This window comes from Nocardia sp. FDAARGOS_372, assembly GCF_002554515.1.
GTDB lineage: Bacteria > Actinomycetota > Actinomycetes > Mycobacteriales > Mycobacteriaceae > Nocardia > Nocardia farcinica.
The window spans coordinates 5,850,766-5,869,671 of the sequence record NZ_PDDW01000001.1 but is presented as its reverse complement, the minus strand read 5'-3'; the positions used below and the strand labels follow the sequence as shown (position 1 = coordinate 5,869,671).

17 protein-coding genes and 2 tRNA genes are annotated in these 18,906 nt (G+C 70.7%); 6 read left to right on the top strand and 13 right to left on the bottom strand.

The features are described from left to right. Window positions 1–7: 7 nt before the first annotated feature. The 7 genes from rpmE to argS form a co-directional block, all read right to left on the bottom strand. A complete protein-coding gene (rpmE, locus tag CRM89_RS27300; RefSeq protein ID WP_011207583.1) occupies window positions 8–238 on the bottom strand; it encodes a 50S ribosomal protein L31 in 231 nt (76 codons plus the stop codon). 557 nt (window positions 239–795) lie between these two features. Further along, complete coding sequence (rho, locus tag CRM89_RS27295; protein WP_098086634.1) at window positions 796–2,826, bottom strand: transcription termination factor Rho; 2,031 nt, start codon at window positions 2,824–2,826, stop codon at window positions 796–798. 308 nt (window positions 2,827–3,134) lie between these two features. Continuing rightward, on the bottom strand, window positions 3,135–4,082 hold the full coding sequence (gene thrB / locus CRM89_RS27290) for a homoserine kinase (protein ID WP_011207581.1): 948 nt from the start codon (window positions 4,080–4,082) through the stop codon (window positions 3,135–3,137). 25 nt (window positions 4,083–4,107) lie between these two features. After that, window positions 4,108–5,202: a threonine synthase gene (thrC, locus tag CRM89_RS27285; RefSeq protein WP_060592997.1), complete on the bottom strand. Its 1,095-nt coding sequence runs from the start codon at window positions 5,200–5,202 to the stop codon at window positions 4,108–4,110. After that, window positions 5,199–6,554: a homoserine dehydrogenase gene (locus CRM89_RS27280; RefSeq protein ID WP_060592998.1), complete on the bottom strand. Its 1,356-nt coding sequence runs from the start codon at window positions 6,552–6,554 to the stop codon at window positions 5,199–5,201. Before CRM89_RS27280 ends, thrC begins: the two co-directional genes overlap by 4 nt. Then, the gene (gene lysA / locus CRM89_RS27275; protein WP_011207578.1) at window positions 6,551–7,972 is read right to left on the bottom strand and encodes a diaminopimelate decarboxylase; all 1,422 of its coding nucleotides are present in this window, start codon (window positions 7,970–7,972) and stop codon (window positions 6,551–6,553) included. Before lysA ends, CRM89_RS27280 begins: the two co-directional genes overlap by 4 nt. Window positions 7,973–8,000: 28 nt before the next feature. Further along, window positions 8,001–9,659, bottom strand: coding sequence for an arginine--tRNA ligase (gene argS, locus CRM89_RS27270; protein WP_098086633.1), 1,659 nt, complete (start codon window positions 9,657–9,659; stop codon window positions 8,001–8,003). 112 nt (window positions 9,660–9,771) lie between these two features. On the opposite strand from argS, the gene CRM89_RS27265 reads away from it, so the two are divergent. From CRM89_RS27265 to CRM89_RS27255, 3 genes are all read left to right on the top strand, one after another. Continuing rightward, window positions 9,772–10,641, top strand: a complete 870-nt coding sequence (locus CRM89_RS27265; protein ID WP_172964582.1) for a DUF3105 domain-containing protein — start codon at window positions 9,772–9,774, stop codon at window positions 10,639–10,641. Further along, the gene (locus CRM89_RS27260; RefSeq protein WP_098086631.1) at window positions 10,642–11,334 is read left to right on the top strand and encodes a DUF305 domain-containing protein; all 693 of its coding nucleotides are present in this window, start codon (window positions 10,642–10,644) and stop codon (window positions 11,332–11,334) included. Between the two features lie 94 nt (window positions 11,335–11,428). Further along, window positions 11,429–11,501 (top strand) — tRNA-Arg (locus CRM89_RS27255). A gap of 89 nt (window positions 11,502–11,590) precedes the next feature. Here the strand turns inward: CRM89_RS27255 and CRM89_RS31185 are convergent. Together CRM89_RS31185 and CRM89_RS27250 are read right to left on the bottom strand one after the other, a co-directional pair. Further along, window positions 11,591–11,737 carry a type II toxin-antitoxin system VapC family toxin gene (locus CRM89_RS31185; RefSeq protein ID WP_137354181.1) on the bottom strand — a complete coding sequence of 49 codons (147 nt, stop codon included), beginning with the start codon at window positions 11,735–11,737 and terminating at the stop codon, window positions 11,591–11,593. A gap of 305 nt (window positions 11,738–12,042) precedes the next feature. Further along, window positions 12,043–12,114 (bottom strand) — tRNA-Cys (locus CRM89_RS27250). 140 nt (window positions 12,115–12,254) lie between these two features. Between CRM89_RS27250 and CRM89_RS27245 the strand changes: the two genes are divergently transcribed. The 3 genes from CRM89_RS27245 to CRM89_RS27235 all read left to right on the top strand — a co-directional run bounded on the left by CRM89_RS27245 (window position 12,255) and on the right by CRM89_RS27235 (window position 14,955). Continuing rightward, window positions 12,255–12,800, top strand: coding sequence for a MarR family winged helix-turn-helix transcriptional regulator (locus CRM89_RS27245; RefSeq protein WP_041560703.1), 546 nt, complete (start codon window positions 12,255–12,257; stop codon window positions 12,798–12,800). Between the two features lie 165 nt (window positions 12,801–12,965). After that, window positions 12,966–14,024: a hypothetical protein gene (locus CRM89_RS27240; protein ID WP_011207573.1), complete on the top strand. Its 1,059-nt coding sequence runs from the start codon at window positions 12,966–12,968 to the stop codon at window positions 14,022–14,024. Between the two features lie 88 nt (window positions 14,025–14,112). Then, the gene (locus CRM89_RS27235; RefSeq protein WP_127516328.1) at window positions 14,113–14,955 is read left to right on the top strand and encodes a DUF6159 family protein; all 843 of its coding nucleotides are present in this window, start codon (window positions 14,113–14,115) and stop codon (window positions 14,953–14,955) included. Window positions 14,956–15,006: 51 nt separating this feature from the next. On the opposite strand, the gene CRM89_RS27230 is transcribed toward CRM89_RS27235, so the two are convergent. The 4 genes from CRM89_RS27230 to CRM89_RS27215 are packed head-to-tail and all read right to left on the bottom strand — an operon-like array spanning window position 15,007 to window position 18,900. Next, window positions 15,007–15,801 (bottom strand): enoyl-CoA hydratase, encoded by a 795-nt coding sequence (locus tag CRM89_RS27230; protein WP_060593004.1) that lies wholly within the window; start codon window positions 15,799–15,801, stop codon window positions 15,007–15,009. Then, window positions 15,798–16,697, bottom strand: a complete 900-nt coding sequence (gene mmsB, locus CRM89_RS27225) for a 3-hydroxyisobutyrate dehydrogenase (RefSeq protein WP_086838457.1) — start codon at window positions 16,695–16,697, stop codon at window positions 15,798–15,800. The genes CRM89_RS27230 and mmsB overlap by 4 nt, the downstream gene beginning before the upstream one ends. After that, window positions 16,694–17,764: an enoyl-CoA hydratase/isomerase family protein gene (locus CRM89_RS27220; RefSeq protein WP_086838459.1), complete on the bottom strand. Its 1,071-nt coding sequence runs from the start codon at window positions 17,762–17,764 to the stop codon at window positions 16,694–16,696. Before CRM89_RS27220 ends, mmsB begins: the two co-directional genes overlap by 4 nt. Then, a complete protein-coding gene (locus CRM89_RS27215) occupies window positions 17,761–18,900 on the bottom strand; it encodes an acyl-CoA dehydrogenase family protein (protein WP_060593006.1) in 1,140 nt (379 codons plus the stop codon). The genes CRM89_RS27220 and CRM89_RS27215 overlap by 4 nt, the downstream gene beginning before the upstream one ends. Window positions 18,901–18,906: the final 6 nt, after the last annotated feature.

Genomic DNA, 18,906 nt, shown 5'->3' with positions numbered 1-18,906 from the left:
GAGGAAGCTACTTGGCGTCGGCCTTCTTGCCGGCACGCTTGCCGTAGCGGGCCTCGAAGCGGGCCACGCGACCACCGGTGTCCAGGATCTTCTGCTTGCCCGTGTAGAACGGGTGGCACTGCGAGCAGACCTCGACGGTGATGTGGCCGGACTCCTTGGTGCTGCGAGTCTGGAAGGTGTTGCCGCAGCCACAGACGACGGTGGTGTCGACGTAGGCCGGGTGGATTCCTGCCTTCATGGATGTCCTCTCGATATTGGTCGCCGGGTCGCCCACGGGCGTGAACGTGAACCGGAACCGACTAGGCGGGATTGTCTGCGCGAGCCGCAGACGCACAGCGATCCAGTATGCCAGAACCGCCGTCACCCACCCAAAACACCCCGGCGCACCACTTTGTTCCGCGTCCTTCCCGAGATTCGAGTAGCCGGCTACCCGCGTAGGGACGACCGTCCCACTTCTACCGTGAATCCGGGAATCCACGGTGGCCCACCACACCGAATCTTCCGTACAGCGCGGGAAGGAGCACCATGACCGGTCGCATCGCCGGGGCGATCTTCGTGTCATTGGTACTTCTCGCCGCACTCGGCTGGGCGCTGCCGCCCGAACCCGCCACCGCCGAGGCCGAGCTGACCTCCTACCCGGCCACCACACCCGCCGACGTCGACGCGGCGCTTGCGTCGCTCGCGGCGCTGTTCACCTGCATGATCTCCGGCGCGGCGACGATCGGGCTGGTGTTCTTCCGGCCGCAGACGCCGAGAGGGCCCCGCGTGCGCGAGGCCCTCTCGGTGGCGAGCGAACTATTCGTCGAGTGCGCCCGGCGCGGTCTTGCTGACCTGCATCAGGAACTCGAGGTTGTTCTTCGACTTCTTCAAGCGGTCGATCAGCAGGTCGATCGCCTGGTGCGAGTCGAGACCGGACAGCACGCGCCGTAGCTTGTGCAGCACCGCGGCCTCGTCGGGGCTCAGCAGCAGCTCGTCCTTACGGGTACCGGACGGGTTGACGTCCACCGCGGGGAACACGCGCCGCTCGGCGATCTTGCGGTCGAGCTTGAGCTCGGCGTTGCCGGTGCCCTTGAACTCCTCGAAGATCACCGTGTCACCGGTCGAACCCGTCTCCACCATGGCCGTGGCGATGATGGTGAGCGAGCCGCCGTTCTCGATGTTGCGCGCCGCGCCGAGGAACCGCTTGGGCGGGTACAGCGCGGTCGAGTCGACACCGCCGGAGAGGATGCGACCCGAGGCGGGCGAGGAGTTGTTGTAGGCGCGGCCGAGTCGAGTGATCGAGTCGAGCAGCACCACAACGTCTTTGCCCATCTCGACCAGGCGCTTGGCCCGCTCGATGGCCAGCTCCGCGACCGAGGTGTGATCGCTCGGCGGACGGTCGAAGGTCGAGGCGATGACCTCGCCCTTCACCGACCGCTGCATGTCGGTGACCTCTTCCGGACGCTCGTCGACCAGCACCACCATCAGGTAGCACTCGGGGTTGTTGGTCGCGATCGCGTTGGCGATGTCCTGCAGGATCGTGGTCTTACCGGCCTTCGGCGGCGACACGATCAGGGCGCGCTGGCCCTTGCCGATCGGCATGATCAGGTCGATCACGCGGGTCGTCAGCTTGTTCGGCGTGGTCTCCAGCCGCAGCCGCTGGTTCGGGTACAGCGGAGTGAGCTTGCCGAACTCGGGGCGCCGCTTGGCCGCCTCGACGTCGCCGCCGTTGACGGTGTCCAGCCGCACCAGCGGATCGAACTTCTGCCGCTGGTTGCCCTGCTCACCGTCGCGCGGGGCGCGCACGGCGCCGGTGATCGCGTCACCGCGGCGCAGGCCGTTCTTGCGGACCAGGTTCATCGACACGTACACGTCGTTCGGCCCGGCCAGGTAGCCGGAGGTGCGCACGAACGCGTAGTTGTCGAGCACGTCGAGGATGCCCGCGACCGGCTGCAGGACGTCGTCCTCGCGGATCTCGAGCTCGCGGCTCTCACCGCCGCCGCTCTCGCGGTCACGCCCGCGACGGCGCTCGCGGAACCGGCGCCCGCGCCGGCCGCGGCCGCCTTCCTCGTCGTCACCGCCGCGCCCGTCCGTGCGGCCGCCGTCGTTGCGGCCACCCGCGTTCTGGTTGCGCTGCTCGGCGTTCTGGGCACGCTCACCCTGCTGGGCGCGCTCACCCTGACCCTGCCGGTCGCCCTGGTTGCGGTCACGACGCCGCTCACCCTGGTCGGCATCGGTCTTGGACTCCTGAGCCTCGGCGTTCTCGCCACCGCCGGAACGCGCCTGGTCACGGCCACGCCGCTGGCGACCACGGCCACGCTGACCCGATTCGCGACCGGTGTCCTCACCGCTCTCGGCAGCCTTGCCCTCGGCGGTCTTGCCCTCCCCCGCGCCGGACTCGGCCGGGGCGGATTCGGCGGACCGCTCGGGCGCGGCGGCCGGGGCCTGCGTCGGGGCGGCGGCCTGCGCGGTCGGCGCGGCGTCCTTCACCTCGGCGGCCTTGCTCTCGGCGGGCGCGGTCTTGTCCTTCGCGGGCTGCACGTCGAGCGCGGTCTGCTCGGACTTCGCCTCGGAGCGAGCGGGCTTGTCGGCCTTGGCGGCCCGGCCGGCCTGATTCTCCTTGATGGCGGCGATCAGATCGCCCTTGCGCATCCCGGAGGTACCTCGGATACCGAGCTCCCCGGCGAGGGCGCGCAACTGCGGCAACAACATCCCAGTCAGCCCCGATCGTGCGACGTCGGTGTGTTCGCTCATCTTCGAAATCTGTCCGGATTCACTTTCGCGGCCGCCCGAGGAACTTGGGTTGGAATCCACCCCGGGTGTCGCGAGCAGGTCCGTATCTGTCACGGAAATCCTTTCCTTCCCTCGACTGCCGTCTGCTGTTTCGAGGGTTCGTCCCGCAGTCCGGGCACTGTGCCGGACTCGGTGTTGCCGTATCGCCTGCCCCGCCGGACCGGAGGCTTCGCCACCGGTGATGAAAGGTGGGAGAGATCATTCCAGTTGCGCAGCTACGCAGTACCCCCATGGCCTGGAGGCTCGAGCCTGGAGCCTGCTGGAGCGATTGCCCTGATGAAGCACCGGCGTCTGATGCGCACGATGTACGGACTTGCCCAGGATAGCTGGCAACGGTGAAGCTCGGCAAGGCAGACTCGCCGTCAGTCGACCAGGACGCCTTCGGCGAGTCCCGGCTCGACGACCCGCAGCCCCTCCTCCGCCGCCAGTGCGCGGAGCTCGGCGGGAAATTCCCCGGTACCCAGGGCCAACACCGTCGGCCCCGCCCCCGACACGGTGGCCGGGATGCCCGCCGCGCGCAGCCGGTCGATCCAGCGCGTCGTCAGCGGCAGCGCGGGCGCGCGCTGGGCCTGGTGCAGCCGGTCGGCGGTGGCGGGCATGAGCAGGTCGGGCCGCGTGGTGAGCGCCACGACCGCGAGCGCGGCCCGGCTGACGTTGAACGCCGCGTCACCGTGCGGCACCGATTCGGGCAGCAGCCCGCGGGTGTGCGCGGTGGACGAGCGCACCTCCGGGATCAGCACCACCGGGCGCAGCGTGGGGTGCGGATCCAGCCGCACGGCGCGGTAGACCCGGCCGTGGTCGGGCACCTCGGCCTGCGCCTCGGCCGAGGTCTCGGTCCAGGACACCACGATGCCGCCGAGCACGCTGGCCGCCGCGTTGTCGGGGTGGCCTTCGAATTCGGAGGCCAGCTGCACCAGCTCGTCGGCCGCGGTGGCCAGGCTCTCGTCCAGCTTCGCCGCCAGCGCGCACCCCGCCGCCAGGCCGCCGACCACCGCGGAGGCGGAGGAGCCGAGCCCGCGCGAATGCGGAATCACGTTGCGGCACACCACATCGAGGCCGTCGGCCCACACCCCGGCATGCTCGAGGCCGCGCTCGATGGCGCGCACCACGAGATGCGAAGGGCCCCAGGGCACGTCGTCGGCACCCTCGCCCTCGACCCGGATGGTGAGCCCGGAATCGGTGGTGCGCACCTCGATTTCGTCGTAGATGCCCAAAGCCATGCCCAGCGAGTCGAATCCGGGCCCGAGGTTGGCGCTCGACGCGGGCACGCGCGCGGTCACGGTGAGACCGGCGGGCAGCGTCCGTGTCATCAACTGACTCTCGCGCGGGTTCAACTCAGGCCAGCTCGAGTCGGGTGGCCACGGCCACGGGGTCGACCTTGATCGCCTCCACCTGCGGCATGCCGAGCAGCGCCGTATCGGGGTCCTTGAGGCCGTTGCCGGTCACCGTGCACACCACGGTGAGCCCGGGCTCCAGCCAGCCTTCCGCACGCGCGGCGAGCACACCGGCGACACTGGCGGCCGAGGCGGGTTCGACGAACACGCCTTCCTTGGCGGCCACCAGGCGGTACGCGGCGAGGATCTCCTCGTCGGTGGCCGCGCGGAACGCACCGCCGGACTCCTCCTTGGCCGCGACCGCGCCGTTCCACGAGGCGGGGGCGCCGATGCGGATGGCGGTCGCGATGGTCTCGGGCTCCTTCACCGGCGCGCCGTGCACCAGCGGCGCCGCGCCCGCGGCCTGCACGCCGAGCATGCGCGGCAGCGAGCCGGTGATGCCGTCGGCGTAGTACTCGCGGTATCCGCGCCAGTAGGCGGTGATGTTGCCCGCGTTGCCCACCGGCAGCGCGTGCACGTCCGGCGCCTTGCCGAGCACGTCGCAGATCTCGAACGAGGCGGTCTTCTGGCCCTCGATGCGGGCCGGGTTGACCGAGTTGACCAGGCCGACGGCCGGGAACTCGGCGGTGACCTTGCGGGCCAGCTCGAGACAGTCGTCGAAGTTGCCCTCGACCTGGATGATCTGCGCGCCCAGCATGACCGCCTGCGCCAGCTTGCCCATCGCGATCTTGCCCTGCGGGATCAGCACCGCGCAGGTCATGCCCGCCCGGGTGGCGTAGGCCGCGGCCGACGCCGAGGTGTTGCCGGTGGACGCGCACAGCACCGCCTGCTGGCCGCGGTACTTGGCGTCGGTCATCGCCATCGTCATCCCGCGGTCCTTGAACGACCCCGTCGGGTTGGCGCCCTCGACCTTCAGGTACACCTCGCAGCCGGTCAGCTCCGACAGGTACGGAGCGGGCACCAGCGGGGTGCCGCCCTCGAACAGCGTGACCGGCTCCCAGTCGGCCGCGCCCGCGAGCCGATCACGGTAGGCCGCGATCAGACCCGGCCAGCGGGAATGCACGCCGGCCTGGGGGGCGACTCCTGCGGTACTCATTCTTCGGTGCCTTCCAGTCTCAGGACACTTGTCACGGACGTGACGGACTCCATCTCCGCCAGGGCGGCGACGGTGTCCGCGAGCGCCGACTCCATCGCGTGATGGGTCACGACGACCAGGCGCGCACCCTCGCCGTGTCCTTCCTGGCGGACCGTCGAGATGCTGACCTCGTGCTTGGCGAACTCGCCCGCCACCTTCGCCAGAACACCGGGACGGTCCTCGACCTGCAGGTTCACGTGATAGCGGGTGGGCGTATCGCCGATCGGCGCGATCGGTAGCTCAGCATAAACCGATTCGCCCGGCGCGCGGCCACCGTAGAACTTGTTGCGCGCGGCCATCACCAGGTCACCGAGCACCGCGGACGCGGTCGGCGCGCCGCCGGCGCCCTGGCCGTAGAACATCAGCCTGCCCGCGTTCTCGGCCTCCACGACCACGGCGTTGAACGCGCCGCTGACCGCGGCCAGCGGATGCTTGCGCGGGATCAGCGCCGGGTAGACGCGCACCGAGACGCGCTCCTTGCCGCCCTCGGCGGGGCTGGGCTCGCCCGGTCCCGCGGCGACCCGCTCGCAGATAGCCAGCAGTTTGACCGTGCAGTTCACCGCGGAGGCGGTCTCGAGATCCTCGGCGGTGATCCGGGAGATGCCCTCCCGGTAGACGTCGGCGGCGGTGACCCGGGTGTGGAAGGCCAGCGACGCCAGGATCGCGGCCTTGGCGGCGGCGTCGTAGCCCTCGACGTCGGCGGTCGGGTCGGCTTCGGCGTAGCCCAGACGGGTCGCCTCGGCGAGGGTCGCCGAGTAGTCGGCGCCGGTCTCGTCCATCGCGGACAGGATGAAGTTGGTGGTGCCGTTGACGATGCCGACCACCCGGTTGACCCGGTCGCCGGACAGCGATTGGATCAGCGGCCGCACCACCGGGATCGCGCCCGCCACCGCGGCCTCGAAATACAGGTCGGCCCGGTTGCGCTCGGCGGCGGCGGCCAGTTCGCCGGTGTAGTCGGCCAGCAGCGCCTTGTTCGCGGTCACCACGGACTTGCCCGCGTTGAGAGCGGCCAGGATCAGCGCGCGGGCCGGGTCGATGCCGCCGATGACCTCGACGACGAGGTCCACGTCGGGACGGGCGACCAGCGCTTCGGCGTCGGTGGTGAGCAGGTCGGCGGGCAGGCCGCGATCCTTGTCGAGGTTGCGCACCGCGACACCGCGCAGCACCACCGGAGCGCCGACCCGGGCGCGCAGGTCGTCGGTGTGCTCGCGCAGGATCCGCACGACCTCGGTGCCCACGTTGCCCATTCCGAGCACCGCGACACCGATCGGGCGATCGGCGCCCCAGCCACCGTTCTCGGCCACTTCGGTCATGACTCAACCTCCAGACTCAGCAGATCCGCCACCGTCTCCCGGCGCAGCACCAGCCGGGCGCTGCCGTCGCGCACGGCGACGACCGCCGGACGCGTCAGCTGGTTGTACCGGCTGGACATGGAATAGCAGTACGCGCCCGTGGCGGCCACCGCGATGAGGTCACCGGGGCCGACATCGGCGGGCATCCACGTGTCGCGGATGACGATGTCGCCGCTCTCGCAGTGCTTTCCGACGACGCGGGCGAGCACCGCCTCGGCCTCGGAGGGCCGCGAGACCAGCCGGCAGTCGTAGTCGGCCTGGTAGAGCGCGGGCCGGATGTTGTCGCTCATGCCGCCGTCCACGCTGACGTAGCGGCGACGCAGCCCGGCGTCGAGCGAGACGTCCTTGATGGTGCCGACCTCGTACACGGTCACGGTGCCGGGTCCGGCGATGGCACGGCCGGGCTCGACCGCGATGGTCGGCTCGGGCAGGCCGGCGCGGGCCGCCTCCTCGGCGACGATCGCGCGCAGCTTCGCGGCGAACTCGTCCAGTGGCGGCGGGTTGTCCTCGGGCAGGTAGGAGATGCCGAGACCGCCACCGAGATCCAGGGTGGAGATCTGCGCGGTGCGCTCGACGCCGAAGGTGTCGATGGCCGCGCGCAGCAGGCCGAGCATGCGCCGCGCGGCGATCTCGAAGCCGTCGATCTCGAAGATCTGCGAGCCGATGTGCGAATGCAGGCCGACCAGGCGCAGGTTGCTCGCCTCGAACACGCGCGCCAGCGCCTCCATCGCGTCGCCGCCCGCGATCGAGAAGCCGAACTTCTGGTCCTCGTGCGCGGTCGAGATGTACTCGTGGGTGTGGGCCTCCACGCCGACGGTGACGCGCACCAGCACGTCCTGCACCACGCCCGCGCGCTCGGCGACCGCCTCGAGCCGCTCGATCTCGATCAGCGAGTCGACCACCACGTGGCCGACGCCCGCGGCGACCGCCGCTTCCAGCTCGGCGACCGATTTGTTGTTGCCGTGCAACGCGATCCGCTCCGCGGGAAAGCCCGCGTGCAGCGCGATCGCCAGCTCACCGCCGGAGCACACGTCCAGCGAGAGGCCCTCGTCACGCAGCCAGCGCGCGATCTCCCCGCACAGGAACGCCTTGGAGGCGTAGTGCACCCGCGCGTCGGGGCCGAAGGCGCGCACCATGTCGCGGCAGCGCGACCGGAAGTCGTCCTCGTCGACCACGAACAGCGGCGTGCCGAACTGCTCGGCCAGTTCGCGCACCGGCACACCCGCCAGCCGCACCTGGCCCGCCTCGTCGCGGGTGGCGTTGCGCGGCCAGACGTTGGCTGGCAGCTCGATCATCTGCTTCGGGTCGACCGGCCGTTGCGCCAGATGGGGGGTGGCGCTCGATTCGGCATGCCGGGGACCGGCGGGGTGCGCGCTCACGGGGCGTCCTTCCTACAGCAGCAGCTCATCACATCTGCTCCGGCGCGCTGACACCGAGCAGGGCCAGGCCGTTGGCCAGCACCTGACGGGTGGCGTTGACCAGGACGAGCCGAGCGGCGTTCAGCGGGCTCACCGGGTCGTCGGCCAGCGGGAGCACGCGCAGCTTGGAGTTGGTCTGGAAACGGTGGTAGGCGCCCGCGAGTTCCTCGAGGTAGCGGGCCACCCGGTGCGGCTCGCGCAGGCTCGCCGCGCTCGCCACCACCCGCGGGTACTCGCCGATCGTGCGGATCAGCTCGCCCTCCTCGTCGGCGGTGAGCTGCGACAGATCCGGCGTGACGCTCGCGTAGTCGAACGCGGCGGCATTACGGCCGATCGAGGCGGTGCGGGCGTGCGCATACTGCACGTAGTAGACCGGGTTCTCGTTCTTCTGGCTGGTCCACAGGTTCAGGTCGATGTCGACGCTGGAGTTCACCGACCAGCGCACCAGCGCGTAGCGGGCGGCGTCGACGCCGATGGCCTCGACCAGGTCGTCGAGGGTGACGACGGTGCCCGCGCGCTTGCTCATCTTCACCGCCTGGCCGTCGCGCACCAGGTTGACCATCTGGCCGATCAGCACCTCGACGGTGGCGGGGTCGTCGCCGAACGCGGCCGCGGCGGCCTTCAACCGGCCGATGTAGCCGTGGTGGTCGGCGCCGAGCATGTAGATGCACAGGTCGAACCCGCGCGACCGCTTGTTCTGGAAGTAGGCGATGTCACCGGCGATGTAGGCGGCGTTGCCGTCGCTCTTGATCACCACGCGGTCCTGGTCGTCGCCGTATTCGGAGCTCGCGATCCACCACGCCCCGTCCTTCTCGTACAGGTCGCCGGAGGCCTTCAGGGTCTCGACCGCCTGCTCGACCGCACCGGAGGCGAACAGCGTGCTCTCGTTGAAGTAGACGTCGAAATCGGTGCCGAACTCGTGCAGGGTCCGCTTGATGTGGGCGAACATCAACTCCACGCCCTCGGCGCGGAACAGTTCGTGGCGCTGGTCGGCGGGCAGGGTCGGCGCCTCGGGATGCTCGGCCACGATCTGCTCGGCGATCTCGCCGATGTAGGCGCCCGCGTAACCGTCGTCCGGGGTCGGCTGCCCGGTCGCGGCGGCGACCAGCGAGTTCGCGAAGCGATCGATCTGGGCGCCGTGGTCGTTGAAGTAGTACTCGCGGGTCACGTCGGCGCCCTGGGCGGCCAGGATGCGGCCCAGCGCGTCGCCCACCGACGCCCAGCGGGTGCCGCCGAGGTGGATCGGCCCGGTCGGGTTCGCCGAGACGAACTCGAGATTGATCTTGGTGCCCCGCAGGGTGTCGGCGGTGCCGTAGCCGGACCCGGCCGCGAGCACCTGCTCGAGCACGGCGCCCTGCGCGGCGGCGGCCAGCCGGATGTTCAGGAAGCCGGGACCGGCGACCTCGGCGGAGGTGATGCCGTCGGCGGCGCCGAGCGCCTCGGCCAGCCAGCCGGCCAGATCGCGCGGATTCGTACCCGCCTTCTTGGCCACCTTCATCGCCAGATTCGTGGCATAGTCGCCGTGTTCGGGATTACGGGGACGCTCCACGGTGACCTCGTCGGGCAGGACCGCGGGGTCCAGCCCGCGTTCGGCTAGCACCTTCGCCGCGGTGGCACGAAGGAGATCGGCAAGGTCAGCTGGAGTCACGAGTCTCTATCCTATGGTCTGGGCAGGTGAACACCTTCGGGCGGGCACCGCCGCGGACCGGTCCGTAACGAACCCCACACGGTTCACCACATCGAGAGAGCACACACGAGCGATGCCGAGTAGCAACAGCGCCTCGAAGTCGGCCAAGGCCGTCCGCGCCGCCGGGAAGACCTCTTCCCGCAAACGGGGTGGTGGCAAGGGCCAGCTGCCGACCAAACGCCCCATCCCGTGGTTGGCCATCGGCGCGGCAGCGGTCATCATCGCATTGGTCGGCGCCCTCGCCTACAGCCTGGTCCCCAAATACCGCGAGCAGGCCGAGCTGGAGCGCTACACCCCCAGCGCGGAGCAGCAGGATCCCGCCGAGCAGATCCCCGGCATCGTCGAGGTCGACTACAGCGGGGCCACCGGCAAGCACGTCAGCGCCGCCGAGCGGGTCGCCTACGACCGCACCCCGGCCTTCGGCGGCTCCCACGACCAGGAGTGGGCCGACTGCACCGGGGCCGTCTACGACCAGCCGATCCGCACCGAGAACGCGGTGCACTCGCTCGAGCACGGCGCGGTGTGGATCGCCTACAACCCGGACAAGATCGACAACGCCGGTCTCGACACGCTGAAGGGCAAGGTCGAGGGCAAGCAGTACACGATGATGTCGCCCTACCCCGGCCTGGACGCCGCGGTCTCGTTGCAGGCGTGGGGCCACCAGCTGAAGGTGGACAGCCCCGACGACAAGCGGATCAACCAGTTCATCACCGCCCTGCGGCAGAACCCCTACACCCATCCCGAGGTGGGCGGCTCCTGCTCCAACCCGCCGTTCGGCGAGAACCCGAACCCGTTCGATCCCACGCCGCCCGGCCCCGACGCCAAGCCCGTCGACGGCAGCGGCATCGCGGCCGACGTCTCGGAGTTCGGCAGCATGGTGCCCGGTGTGCCCGGCATTCCCGGGGTGCCGAGCGCGCCCGTTCCCGGTCAGCCGACGCAGTAGATGGAGACCTCCGCGGAACAGGGGTTCGGCGCCCAGGTCCGTCGGCAGCGCGGTGCGCTGCTGGTGTTGGGCGCGCTCGGCGCGATCCTGCTCGGCATCGCGATCGGCGCCCTGATCCGGCTGCCGCTCGACGGCGACCCGCAACCCGATCCGAACGCCGTCGACGTCGGCTTCCTGCAGGACATGTCCGTCCATCACACGCAGGCCGTGGAGATGGCGGGCATCGCGCTGCTGCGCTCGACCGACACCGAGGTGCGCAGGATCGCCTACGACATCCTGACCACGCAGCAGAGCCAGGTCGGGCGGATGCAGGGCTGGCTGCAGCTGTGGGACCAGCCCGTCCAGGCCGTCGACGGATACATGGGCTGGATGGCCGAGACCGGCGGCCACGGGCACGGCGGCCAGGCCGACGGCGACAGCGGGCCGGTGACGGCGATGCCCGGCATGGCAACCCGCGAGGAGTTGACCGCCCTGCGCGACGCGTCCTCCCCGGCCGCCGACACCCTGTTCCTGAGCCTCATGCTGCGCCACCACCAGGGCGGCATGCCGATGATGGAGTACGCCGCCGAGCACGCCGCCACCACCGCCGTGCGCACCCTCGCCGCGGGCATGGTCGCCAGCCAACGCAACGAATCCGACCTGCTGACCACCATGCTCACCGCCCGCGGCGGCACCCCCCTGCCCCTCAACTGACCCACCCCACCACCGTTTTGGTGTCCACCCCGGCCATGCGATACGCTTGCCCCGCCCGATCGACCGGCCCCGCGCCCCGATCGCCCGCTATCCCGCCCTCGTAGCTCAGGGGATAGAGCTTCTGCCTCCGGAGCAGAAGGCCGCAGGTTCGAATCCTGCCGAGGGCACAGCTGCCGAAGGCCCCGATCAGTCCTGCTGGTCGGGGCCTTCGGCGTTTCTCACTCGACGATCACACCACTGACGTCGTCGACACCCCTCAGTCCGGCGCACCGATCACTGCCACGCCGTGGATTCGAGCGGACTTCGGCATCCCGTCGTCCAACGTCATCAACGGGTAGGCGAGGCGGCGGGCGAGCGCGATGTACCAGGCGTCCGAGTAAGTGGAGTTGTCGAGCAATTCCATGGCGGCACCCGAATCCGCCTGGTCTCGGAGCCGGCCCCACGAACAGGCACCCGCGACTACCAGAAACCCTGGCCGCCCAGGTGTTGGGGGGACGAGCTGGTTCAGGGCGAGCTTCGGGTGCGCCGGCTGCACCGACTCGGCAACCGTGGAGTTCGGTGTCGCCGGGACCATGACGGGGCCGTTGTCGGACTGCTACGAAAAACGCTGCGGCACAGGTGGCTGTGGCGACGACGTCGCGGACGGGATGTGGTCCGGGGACGGGGTATCGGTCGGGTGACGACCGATACCCCCGTGCCCGGCAGGGGAGCGAGCGGCGGGAATCGAACCCGCGTGCACGGCTTTGCAGACCGTTGCCTAAACCTCTCAGCCACGCCCGCGCGGCCTGTTCAGGGTGCCTGGACAGGGGTGGGGTGGGACAGGGTTGTGGTCAGGGTGATCGGAAGGGTTGTGCGGAATCGGGCGGTTCCGGTGTCGCGGAGTGGTGTCGGGGGGCAGGTGACGTGCGATGATCGGGACCATGTCTCGGCCACGTCCGCTTCCGCTCGATCCGATCGAGGAGGCCCACCGTCAGTGGGTCGACCACGGGTGGGGCGATGCCGCGGACGGGATGGCGGCGGTGACCTCGCTGGTGCGGGCGCAGCAGATCGTGATGGCGCGGGTGGACGAGGCGTTGCGGCCGTCGGGGTTGACGTTCTCGCGCTACGAGTTGTTGCGGCTGCTGAGTTTCAGCAAGACGGGGGCGCTGCCGATGGCGAAGGCCAGCGCGCGGCTGCAGGTGCACCCGACCAGCGTCACCAACACCGTCGACCGGCTGGAGGCCGCCGGCCTGGTGACCCGGGTGCCGCATCCGAGCGACCGGCGCGCGACGCTCATCGAGATCACCGATGCCGGAAGGGATTCCGTGGCCCGCGCGACCAAGGAGCTCAACGACAAGGTGTTCGCCCAGCCCGGCCTCCCGCCGGAGCGGCTGCACACCCTGCTGCAACTGCTGGCCGAGTTCCGCCATGCCGCGGGCGACTTCGACACCGGCGACGCCCCGGTGCGCTGGGCGCGCAACGGCTGATCACTCCGCCCCGCCGAACCGCTCCCGGCATCGCGCGGCCGGGCCCCCGACTCACGGGGCACACCCGCTCGCGCGAACGAACCGGCCGCCCGGCAGGCGAGTGATCGCACATCTGTAAGCACATTTGCTCTTGGCAGCCGGTCGGTGAAGGTCCACCATTGACCCATGGTGCTGGTCTTGGGGGTTTCCGCGGGCGCCGGCGGTGCGCGGGCCATCCTCACGCACTCCGACCAGCCGCATCTACCGCCGATCGATTCCTGCCTGGTCGCGCGCCGTCCCGGGCGCGGGGTGGACGAGCCGGTGTTCGACGCGATCCGCCAGATGTGCCGCTCGGCCGAGGAGCGCGACGAGCTGATCGCGAGCACCGCGGTGACCTGCCGCTGCCCCTTGCACGCCGAGGCCATCCGGCGCGCGGCCGGGCGCACCCGCCTCACCATCGTGGACGAGCCGCTGGCGCAGCTGCGCTATCTGCGTTTCACCGGCCGACTGCCGGAGTCCGGCTCGGTGATCCTCTACGACCTGGGCAGTTCCGGACTCACGCTCACCCAGGCCGACTGCCGGTCGGAGGCGGTGATCGCGGGCACGCGCAGCACGGTGCTCGGCGGCGACGGCTACGACCTGCTGCTGCGGCGCAGGCTGGCGCGGGCGGGCGTGCGGGCGGACCGAGCGGCCACCCGCAGGCACCGCGAGGAACTCAGCAGTGCGCGGGTGGTGACCGCGATCGATCCCGAGTCCGGCGACCGGGCCGTACTCACCCACAGCGACCTGGCGGACCTGTGCGCGGCGGGCGTGCAGCATTCGGCGGCGTTGGTGCGGCATCTGATCGAGGAGACGGGCGTGCCGCCCGCGGCGCTGGTGCTGGTCGGCGGCTGCACGCGCAGTCCGATCGTGCGTTCCGAGCTGGTGCGGGCGATCGATCTGCCGATCGTCTACGACCCCGAACCGGAAGTGGTCTCGGCGCGCGGTGCGGTGCTGCTGGCCGCCGAGCGGCCGTCGGGGGATGTGCACATGCCGCGGGTGCGCACGCGCGCCGCCCTGGCCGCCCTCCCCCGCCCCGGGGTGGGCAGGCGCAAGGTGCTGGCGGCGGCCGCGGTCACGGTCGCGCTCGGCGGGACCGTCGCCGGGCTGCTCGCGCTGGAACGGGATTCGGCCGACCGGCCGGGCGGGGGTTCGGCGCCCACCAGGATCGAGCTGGGCACGGTCGCGCCACTGCCGACGAAATGAGGACCGGCACCGCGTGACTAGCATGGGCGGCGGACCGATCGACCGCTCGACCCGGGGGTGCCACGTGTCGTACACGACCGCGCGAACCATGTTCAGCACAGCCAACGGCCTGCTCGGTGCGCAGCGCGGACTGCGCCGGTTCCCGGTGACCTCGGCGCTGGTCGGCGCGGGCCTGACCGGCGCCACCTTCATCACCCTGCACCTGACCGGCCTGGACGCCACCTCCGCGGTGCCGTATCCGCTGGTGGCCGCGCTGTACCTGCTGTGTGTGATCGTCACGACGTTCGGCAACGCCGCCCTCGTCTCGCAGGCCGACATCGTGCTGCGTGGCGGCTACCCGAGCACCGCGGCGGGCAGGCGGGCGGCGAACAGCCGGTTCTTCGCGGTGCTCACCTGGTCGTTCGCGGTGGCGATCGTGCTGCCGGTGCTGCGCCTGGTCGAGCGCAACGCCGGCGAGCCAGGCGTGCCGCGCCCGAACCGCGCCACCCCGTGGTCGGATGTCGCCTACCTGGTGTTGCCGATGATCGTGCTGGAGCGGCGCGGCCCGGTGGACGCGGTGCGCGCGGCGCGAGACTGCCTGGGCCGGGTGTGGGGTCCCGGCGTGGCGGGCACGACGCGGCTGGGCACCCTCGGCTACGTCCTGGTGCTGGTGGGCGGCCTGTTGAGCATGGTGCTCGGCACGGCCATCGGCGCGCTGGTCGACGCGATGATCGGCGGCGTCACGATGGCGACGATCGGCTGCTGGCTCGGGCTGAGCGCCTTCATCACCGCGCTGGCCTTCTATTCCGCCGCCAACGCGGTCTACCAGGCGGCGCTGTATCGGTTCGCGGTGGACGGGCGCACGCCCCCGGCGTTCGCGGGGATGGATCTGGCGCAGTCGTTCCAGGGCGGGCAGTACCCGGTCGGCCACTACGACGGCTACCTGCACTGACACGAACGGCCCGCACGCCGTACGCGTGCGAGCCGTCGGTGCGGGAAACGCTCAGCGGTTGCCGAACTGGGCGGGCCGCTTCTCCACGAACGCGGCCATGCCCTCCTTCTGGTCCTCGATGGCGAACAGCGAGTGGAACACCCGCCGCTCGAAACGCAGCCCCTCGGCCAGCGTGGTCTCGAAGGACCGGTTGACCGCTTCCTTGGCGATCATCGCGACCGGCAGCGACATCGAGGCGATGGTCTCGGCGACCTGCTGCGCGGTGTCGAGCAGCTCGGCGGCGGGCACGATCCGCGACACCAGTCCGGCGCGCTCGGCCTCCTCGACGTCCATGTTGCGGCCGGTGAGCACCAGGTCCATCGCCTTGGCCTTGCCGATGGCACGGGTCAGGCGCTGCGAGCCGCCGATGCCCGGGATGACGCCGAGCTTGATCTCCGGCTGGCCGAACTTGGCGGTGTCGGCGGCGATGAGGATGTCGCAGATCATCGCCAGCTCGCAGCCGCCGCCGAGCGCGTAGCCCGCCACCGCGGCGATGGTGGGCTTGCGAAAGTTGGCCAGCCGGTCCCAGCGCGCGAAGTAGTCGTCCATGAACATGTCCATGTACGACTTGGGCTGCATCTCCTTGATGTCGGCGCCGGCGGCGAAGGCCCGCTCGGAACCGGTGATCACGACCGCGCCCACCTCGTCGTCGCGCTCCAGCTCGTCGAGCGCGGCGATGACGTCGTCGAGGACCTGCGCGTTGAGCGCGTTGAGGGCCTTGGGACGGTTCAGCGTGATCCACCCGACCGCGCCCTTACCGGCGCTGGTGGGCTTGCGCTCCAGCAGAATCGTCTCGAAGTCGGTCACTGGTCACCCTCTTGCTCGGATCGGTTGCGGACATCGGTGACGATAGCCGAGAAGTCCCGGTCGGCATCGGTCTGGTTGAACCGGGTGTAGATCTCGGCGGCGAGCGCGCCCAGCTGCCCGTCGACGCCGTTGGCGCGCAAGGCGTTCGCGGCCAGGCCGAGGTCCTTGGTCATCAGCGCGGTGGCGAATCCCGGCTGGTAGTCGTTGTTGGCCGGGCTGGTCGGCACCGGTCCCGGCACCGGACAGTAGCTGGTCAACGCCCAGCTCTGGCCCGACGCGGTGGACACCACGTCGAAGAAGGACTGGTGGCTCAGGCCCAGCTTCTCGCCGAGCACCAGCGCCTCCGACAGCGCGATCATCGAGATGCCGAGCAGCATGTTGTTGCAGATCTTGGCGGCTTGGCCGACGCCGGCGCCGCCGCAGTGCACCACCTTGCCACCCATCACCTCGAGCACCGGCAGCGCGGCCGCGAAATCGTCGGCCGCACCGCCGACCATGAAGGTCAGCGTGCCCGCGGCCGCACCGGCCACCCCGCCGGAGACCGGGGCGTCCAGCGCGCGATGCCCCGCCGCGACCGCGCGTTCGGCGGCGGCCTTGGCGTCGGCGACGTCGATGGTCGAACAGTCGATGAACAGGGTGCCGGGTGCGGCGGCGGGCAGCAGGTCGGCGTAGACGTCGAGGACCAGCTTGCCGTTGGGCAGCATGGTGATGACGATCTCGCGGCCGGCGGCCGCCTCGGCGGCGGTGGCGACGACGGTGGCGCCGTCGGCGCGGGCCTGCTCCTGCGCGGCGGGCACCGGGTCGTAGGCGAGCACGTCGTGGCCCGCCTTCACCAGGTTGGCCGCCATCGGCGCGCCCATGTGGCCGAGGCCGAGGAATCCGATCTTCTTGCTCACTGCTGTGCCTCCGGTGTCGCCAGTGCGAGTTCCTTGTCGCCGAGTTCGGCGAAGTAGGCCGCGACCTGCTCGTCGGTGACCTCGGCGAGGGTGGCCGGGGACCATCGCGGGTTGCGGTCCTTGTCGATGACCTGGGCGCGGATGCCCTCGACCAGGTCGTGCGAGCCGAGCGAGGCGATCGACACCCGATATTCCTCGTCGAGCACGGCCTCCAGGCTGTCGAGTTCCCGCGCGGCGCGCAGCGAACGCAGCGTGACCTTCAGCGCGACCGGCGATTTGCCGAGGATGTCGGCCGCGGCGGCGCGGGCCTCGGGCGCGTCGGCGGTCTGCAGCCGCTCCACGATCTCCTCGACGGTGGGCGCGCTGTAGCAGCTGTCGATCCAGTCGCGCTGCGCGACGAGCGCGGATTCCGGTGCGGTCGTGGCGAATTTGGCGATGGCCACGTCGGCGGTCTCGCTGCGCAGGGTGTCCAGCAGCGCCGGGATGTGCTCGGACGGTACGAAGTAGTCGGCGAAGCCCGCCGCGATCGCGTCACCGGCGCTCATCCGCGCGGTGGTCAGCGCGACATGGGTGCCGATCTCCCCCGGCGCGCGGGAGAGCAGGTAGGTGCCGCCGACGTCGGGGACGAAGCCGATGCCGACCTCGGGCATGCCGACCTTGGAGCGCTCGGTGACGATGCGGTGGCTGCCGTGGCCGGACAGGCCGACGCCGCCGCCCATCACGATGCCGTCCATGACCACCACGTACGGCTTGGGGTAGCGGCCGATCAGCGCGTTGAGGATGTACTCGTCGCGCCAGAACCGGCCGGTGGGCGAATCGGCGCCCGTGTTACCGCTTTTCGCGTCGGCGTGGATGGCGACGATGTCGCCGCCCGCGCACAGGCCGCGCTCCCCCGCGCCGGTGACGACGACCGTGCGGACCTCGTCGTCGGTGGCCCAGGCGCGCAGCGCCTCGGTGATGGCCAGTGCCATCGGATGGTTCAGCGCGTTGATGGCCTTGGGCCGGTTCAGCGTGATCAGGCCGAGCCCGTCGCGCTTGTCGATGATGACGTCGGACGTGTCGGTCATGCTGCTCCTACCACCGAGCGGGCGACGACCACCCGCATGATCTCGTTCGTGCCCTCCAGGATCTGGTGCACCCGTAGATCCCGGACGATCTTCTCCAGGCCGTATTCGGCCAGGTAACCGTAGCCGCCGTGCAGTTGCAGGGCCTTGTTGGCGACCTCGAACCCGGCGTCGGTGGCGAAGCGCTTGGCCATCGCGCACAGCTCCACCTTGTCCGGGGCGTCCGCGTCGAGCGCGGCGGCGGCCCGCCACAGCAGCGTCCTGGCCGCCTCCAGCTGGGTGCGCATGTCGGCCAGGTCGAACTGGAGGGCCTGGTTGCGCAGCAGCGGCTTGCCGAAGGCGTTGCGCTGCGCCAGATACGGCACGGTCTTGTCCAACGCGGCCTGCGCGCCGCCGACCGAGCAGGCGGCGATGTTGAGCCGGCCGCCGTTGAGCCCGTTCATGGCGATACGGAAGCCGTCACCCTCTGCGCCGAGCCGGTTGGCCACCGGCACCCGGGCGTCCTCCAGGATCACCTGACGGGTGGGCTGAGCGTTCCAGCCCATCTTCTTCTCGTTCGGTCCGACCGAGAGGCCCGGGGTGTCGGCGGGCACGATCAACGCCGAGATGCCGCGCGCGCCGTCGTCGCCGGTGCGCACCATCATCACGTAGACGTCGTTGGCGCCCGCGCCGGAGATGAACTGCTTGGCGCCGTTGAGGATGTAGTCGTCGCCGTCGCGCACCGCCTTGGTGCTCAGCGCCGCCGCGTCCGAGCCGACGCCGGGTTCGGTGAGCGCGTAGCTGCCCAGCAGTTCCATCGCGGTCAGCCCGGGCAGCCAGCGGGACCGCTGGTCGGGCGAGCCGTAGGCGTCGATCATCCACGTGGCCATGTTGTGGATGGAGATGTAGGCCGCCACCGACGGGCAGCCGGTGGCCAGCTGCTCGAAGATGCGGACCGCGTCGAGCCTGCGCAGGCCGGAACCGCCCATGTCCTCGTGCACGTAGATGCCACCGAGCCCGAGCGGGCCCGCCTTGCGCAGCACGTCCACGGGGAAGTGTTTGTGCTCGTCCCAGTCCAGCGCGTTGGGCGCCAGGAACTCGTCGGCGAACTCGCGCGCGGTGTCGCGGATCGCCTTTTCGTCCTCGTCGAGTGTGAACATCGCCGC

Bases quoted from the DNA above. Each gene is read 5' to 3' on its own strand.
- rpmE (WP_011207583.1), bottom strand. From the start codon at position 238: ATGAAGGCAGGAATCCACCCGGCCTACGTCGACACCACCGTCGTCTGT.
- CRM89_RS27235 (WP_127516328.1), top strand. From the start codon at position 14,113: ATGTTCAGCACAGCCAACGGCCTGCTCGGTGCGCAGCGCGGACTGCGC.
- CRM89_RS31185 (WP_137354181.1), bottom strand. From the start codon at position 11,737: ATGGAATTGCTCGACAACTCCACTTACTCGGACGCCTGGTACATCGCG.
- CRM89_RS27220 (WP_086838459.1), bottom strand. From the start codon at position 17,764: ATGACCGACACGTCCGACGTCATCATCGACAAGCGCGACGGGCTCGGC.
- CRM89_RS27245 (WP_041560703.1), top strand. From the start codon at position 12,255: ATGTCTCGGCCACGTCCGCTTCCGCTCGATCCGATCGAGGAGGCCCAC.
- CRM89_RS27260 (WP_098086631.1), top strand. From the start codon at position 10,642: ATGGAGACCTCCGCGGAACAGGGGTTCGGCGCCCAGGTCCGTCGGCAG.
- CRM89_RS27215 (WP_060593006.1), bottom strand. From the start codon at position 18,900: ATGTTCACACTCGACGAGGACGAAAAGGCGATCCGCGACACCGCGCGC.
- CRM89_RS27265 (WP_172964582.1), top strand. From the start codon at position 9,772: ATGCCGAGTAGCAACAGCGCCTCGAAGTCGGCCAAGGCCGTCCGCGCC.
- CRM89_RS27240 (WP_011207573.1), top strand. From the start codon at position 12,966: ATGGTGCTGGTCTTGGGGGTTTCCGCGGGCGCCGGCGGTGCGCGGGCC.
- thrC (WP_060592997.1), bottom strand. From the start codon at position 5,202: ATGAGTACCGCAGGAGTCGCCCCCCAGGCCGGCGTGCATTCCCGCTGG.
- thrB (WP_011207581.1), bottom strand. From the start codon at position 4,082: ATGACACGGACGCTGCCCGCCGGTCTCACCGTGACCGCGCGCGTGCCC.
- CRM89_RS27280 (WP_060592998.1), bottom strand. From the start codon at position 6,554: ATGACCGAAGTGGCCGAGAACGGTGGCTGGGGCGCCGATCGCCCGATC.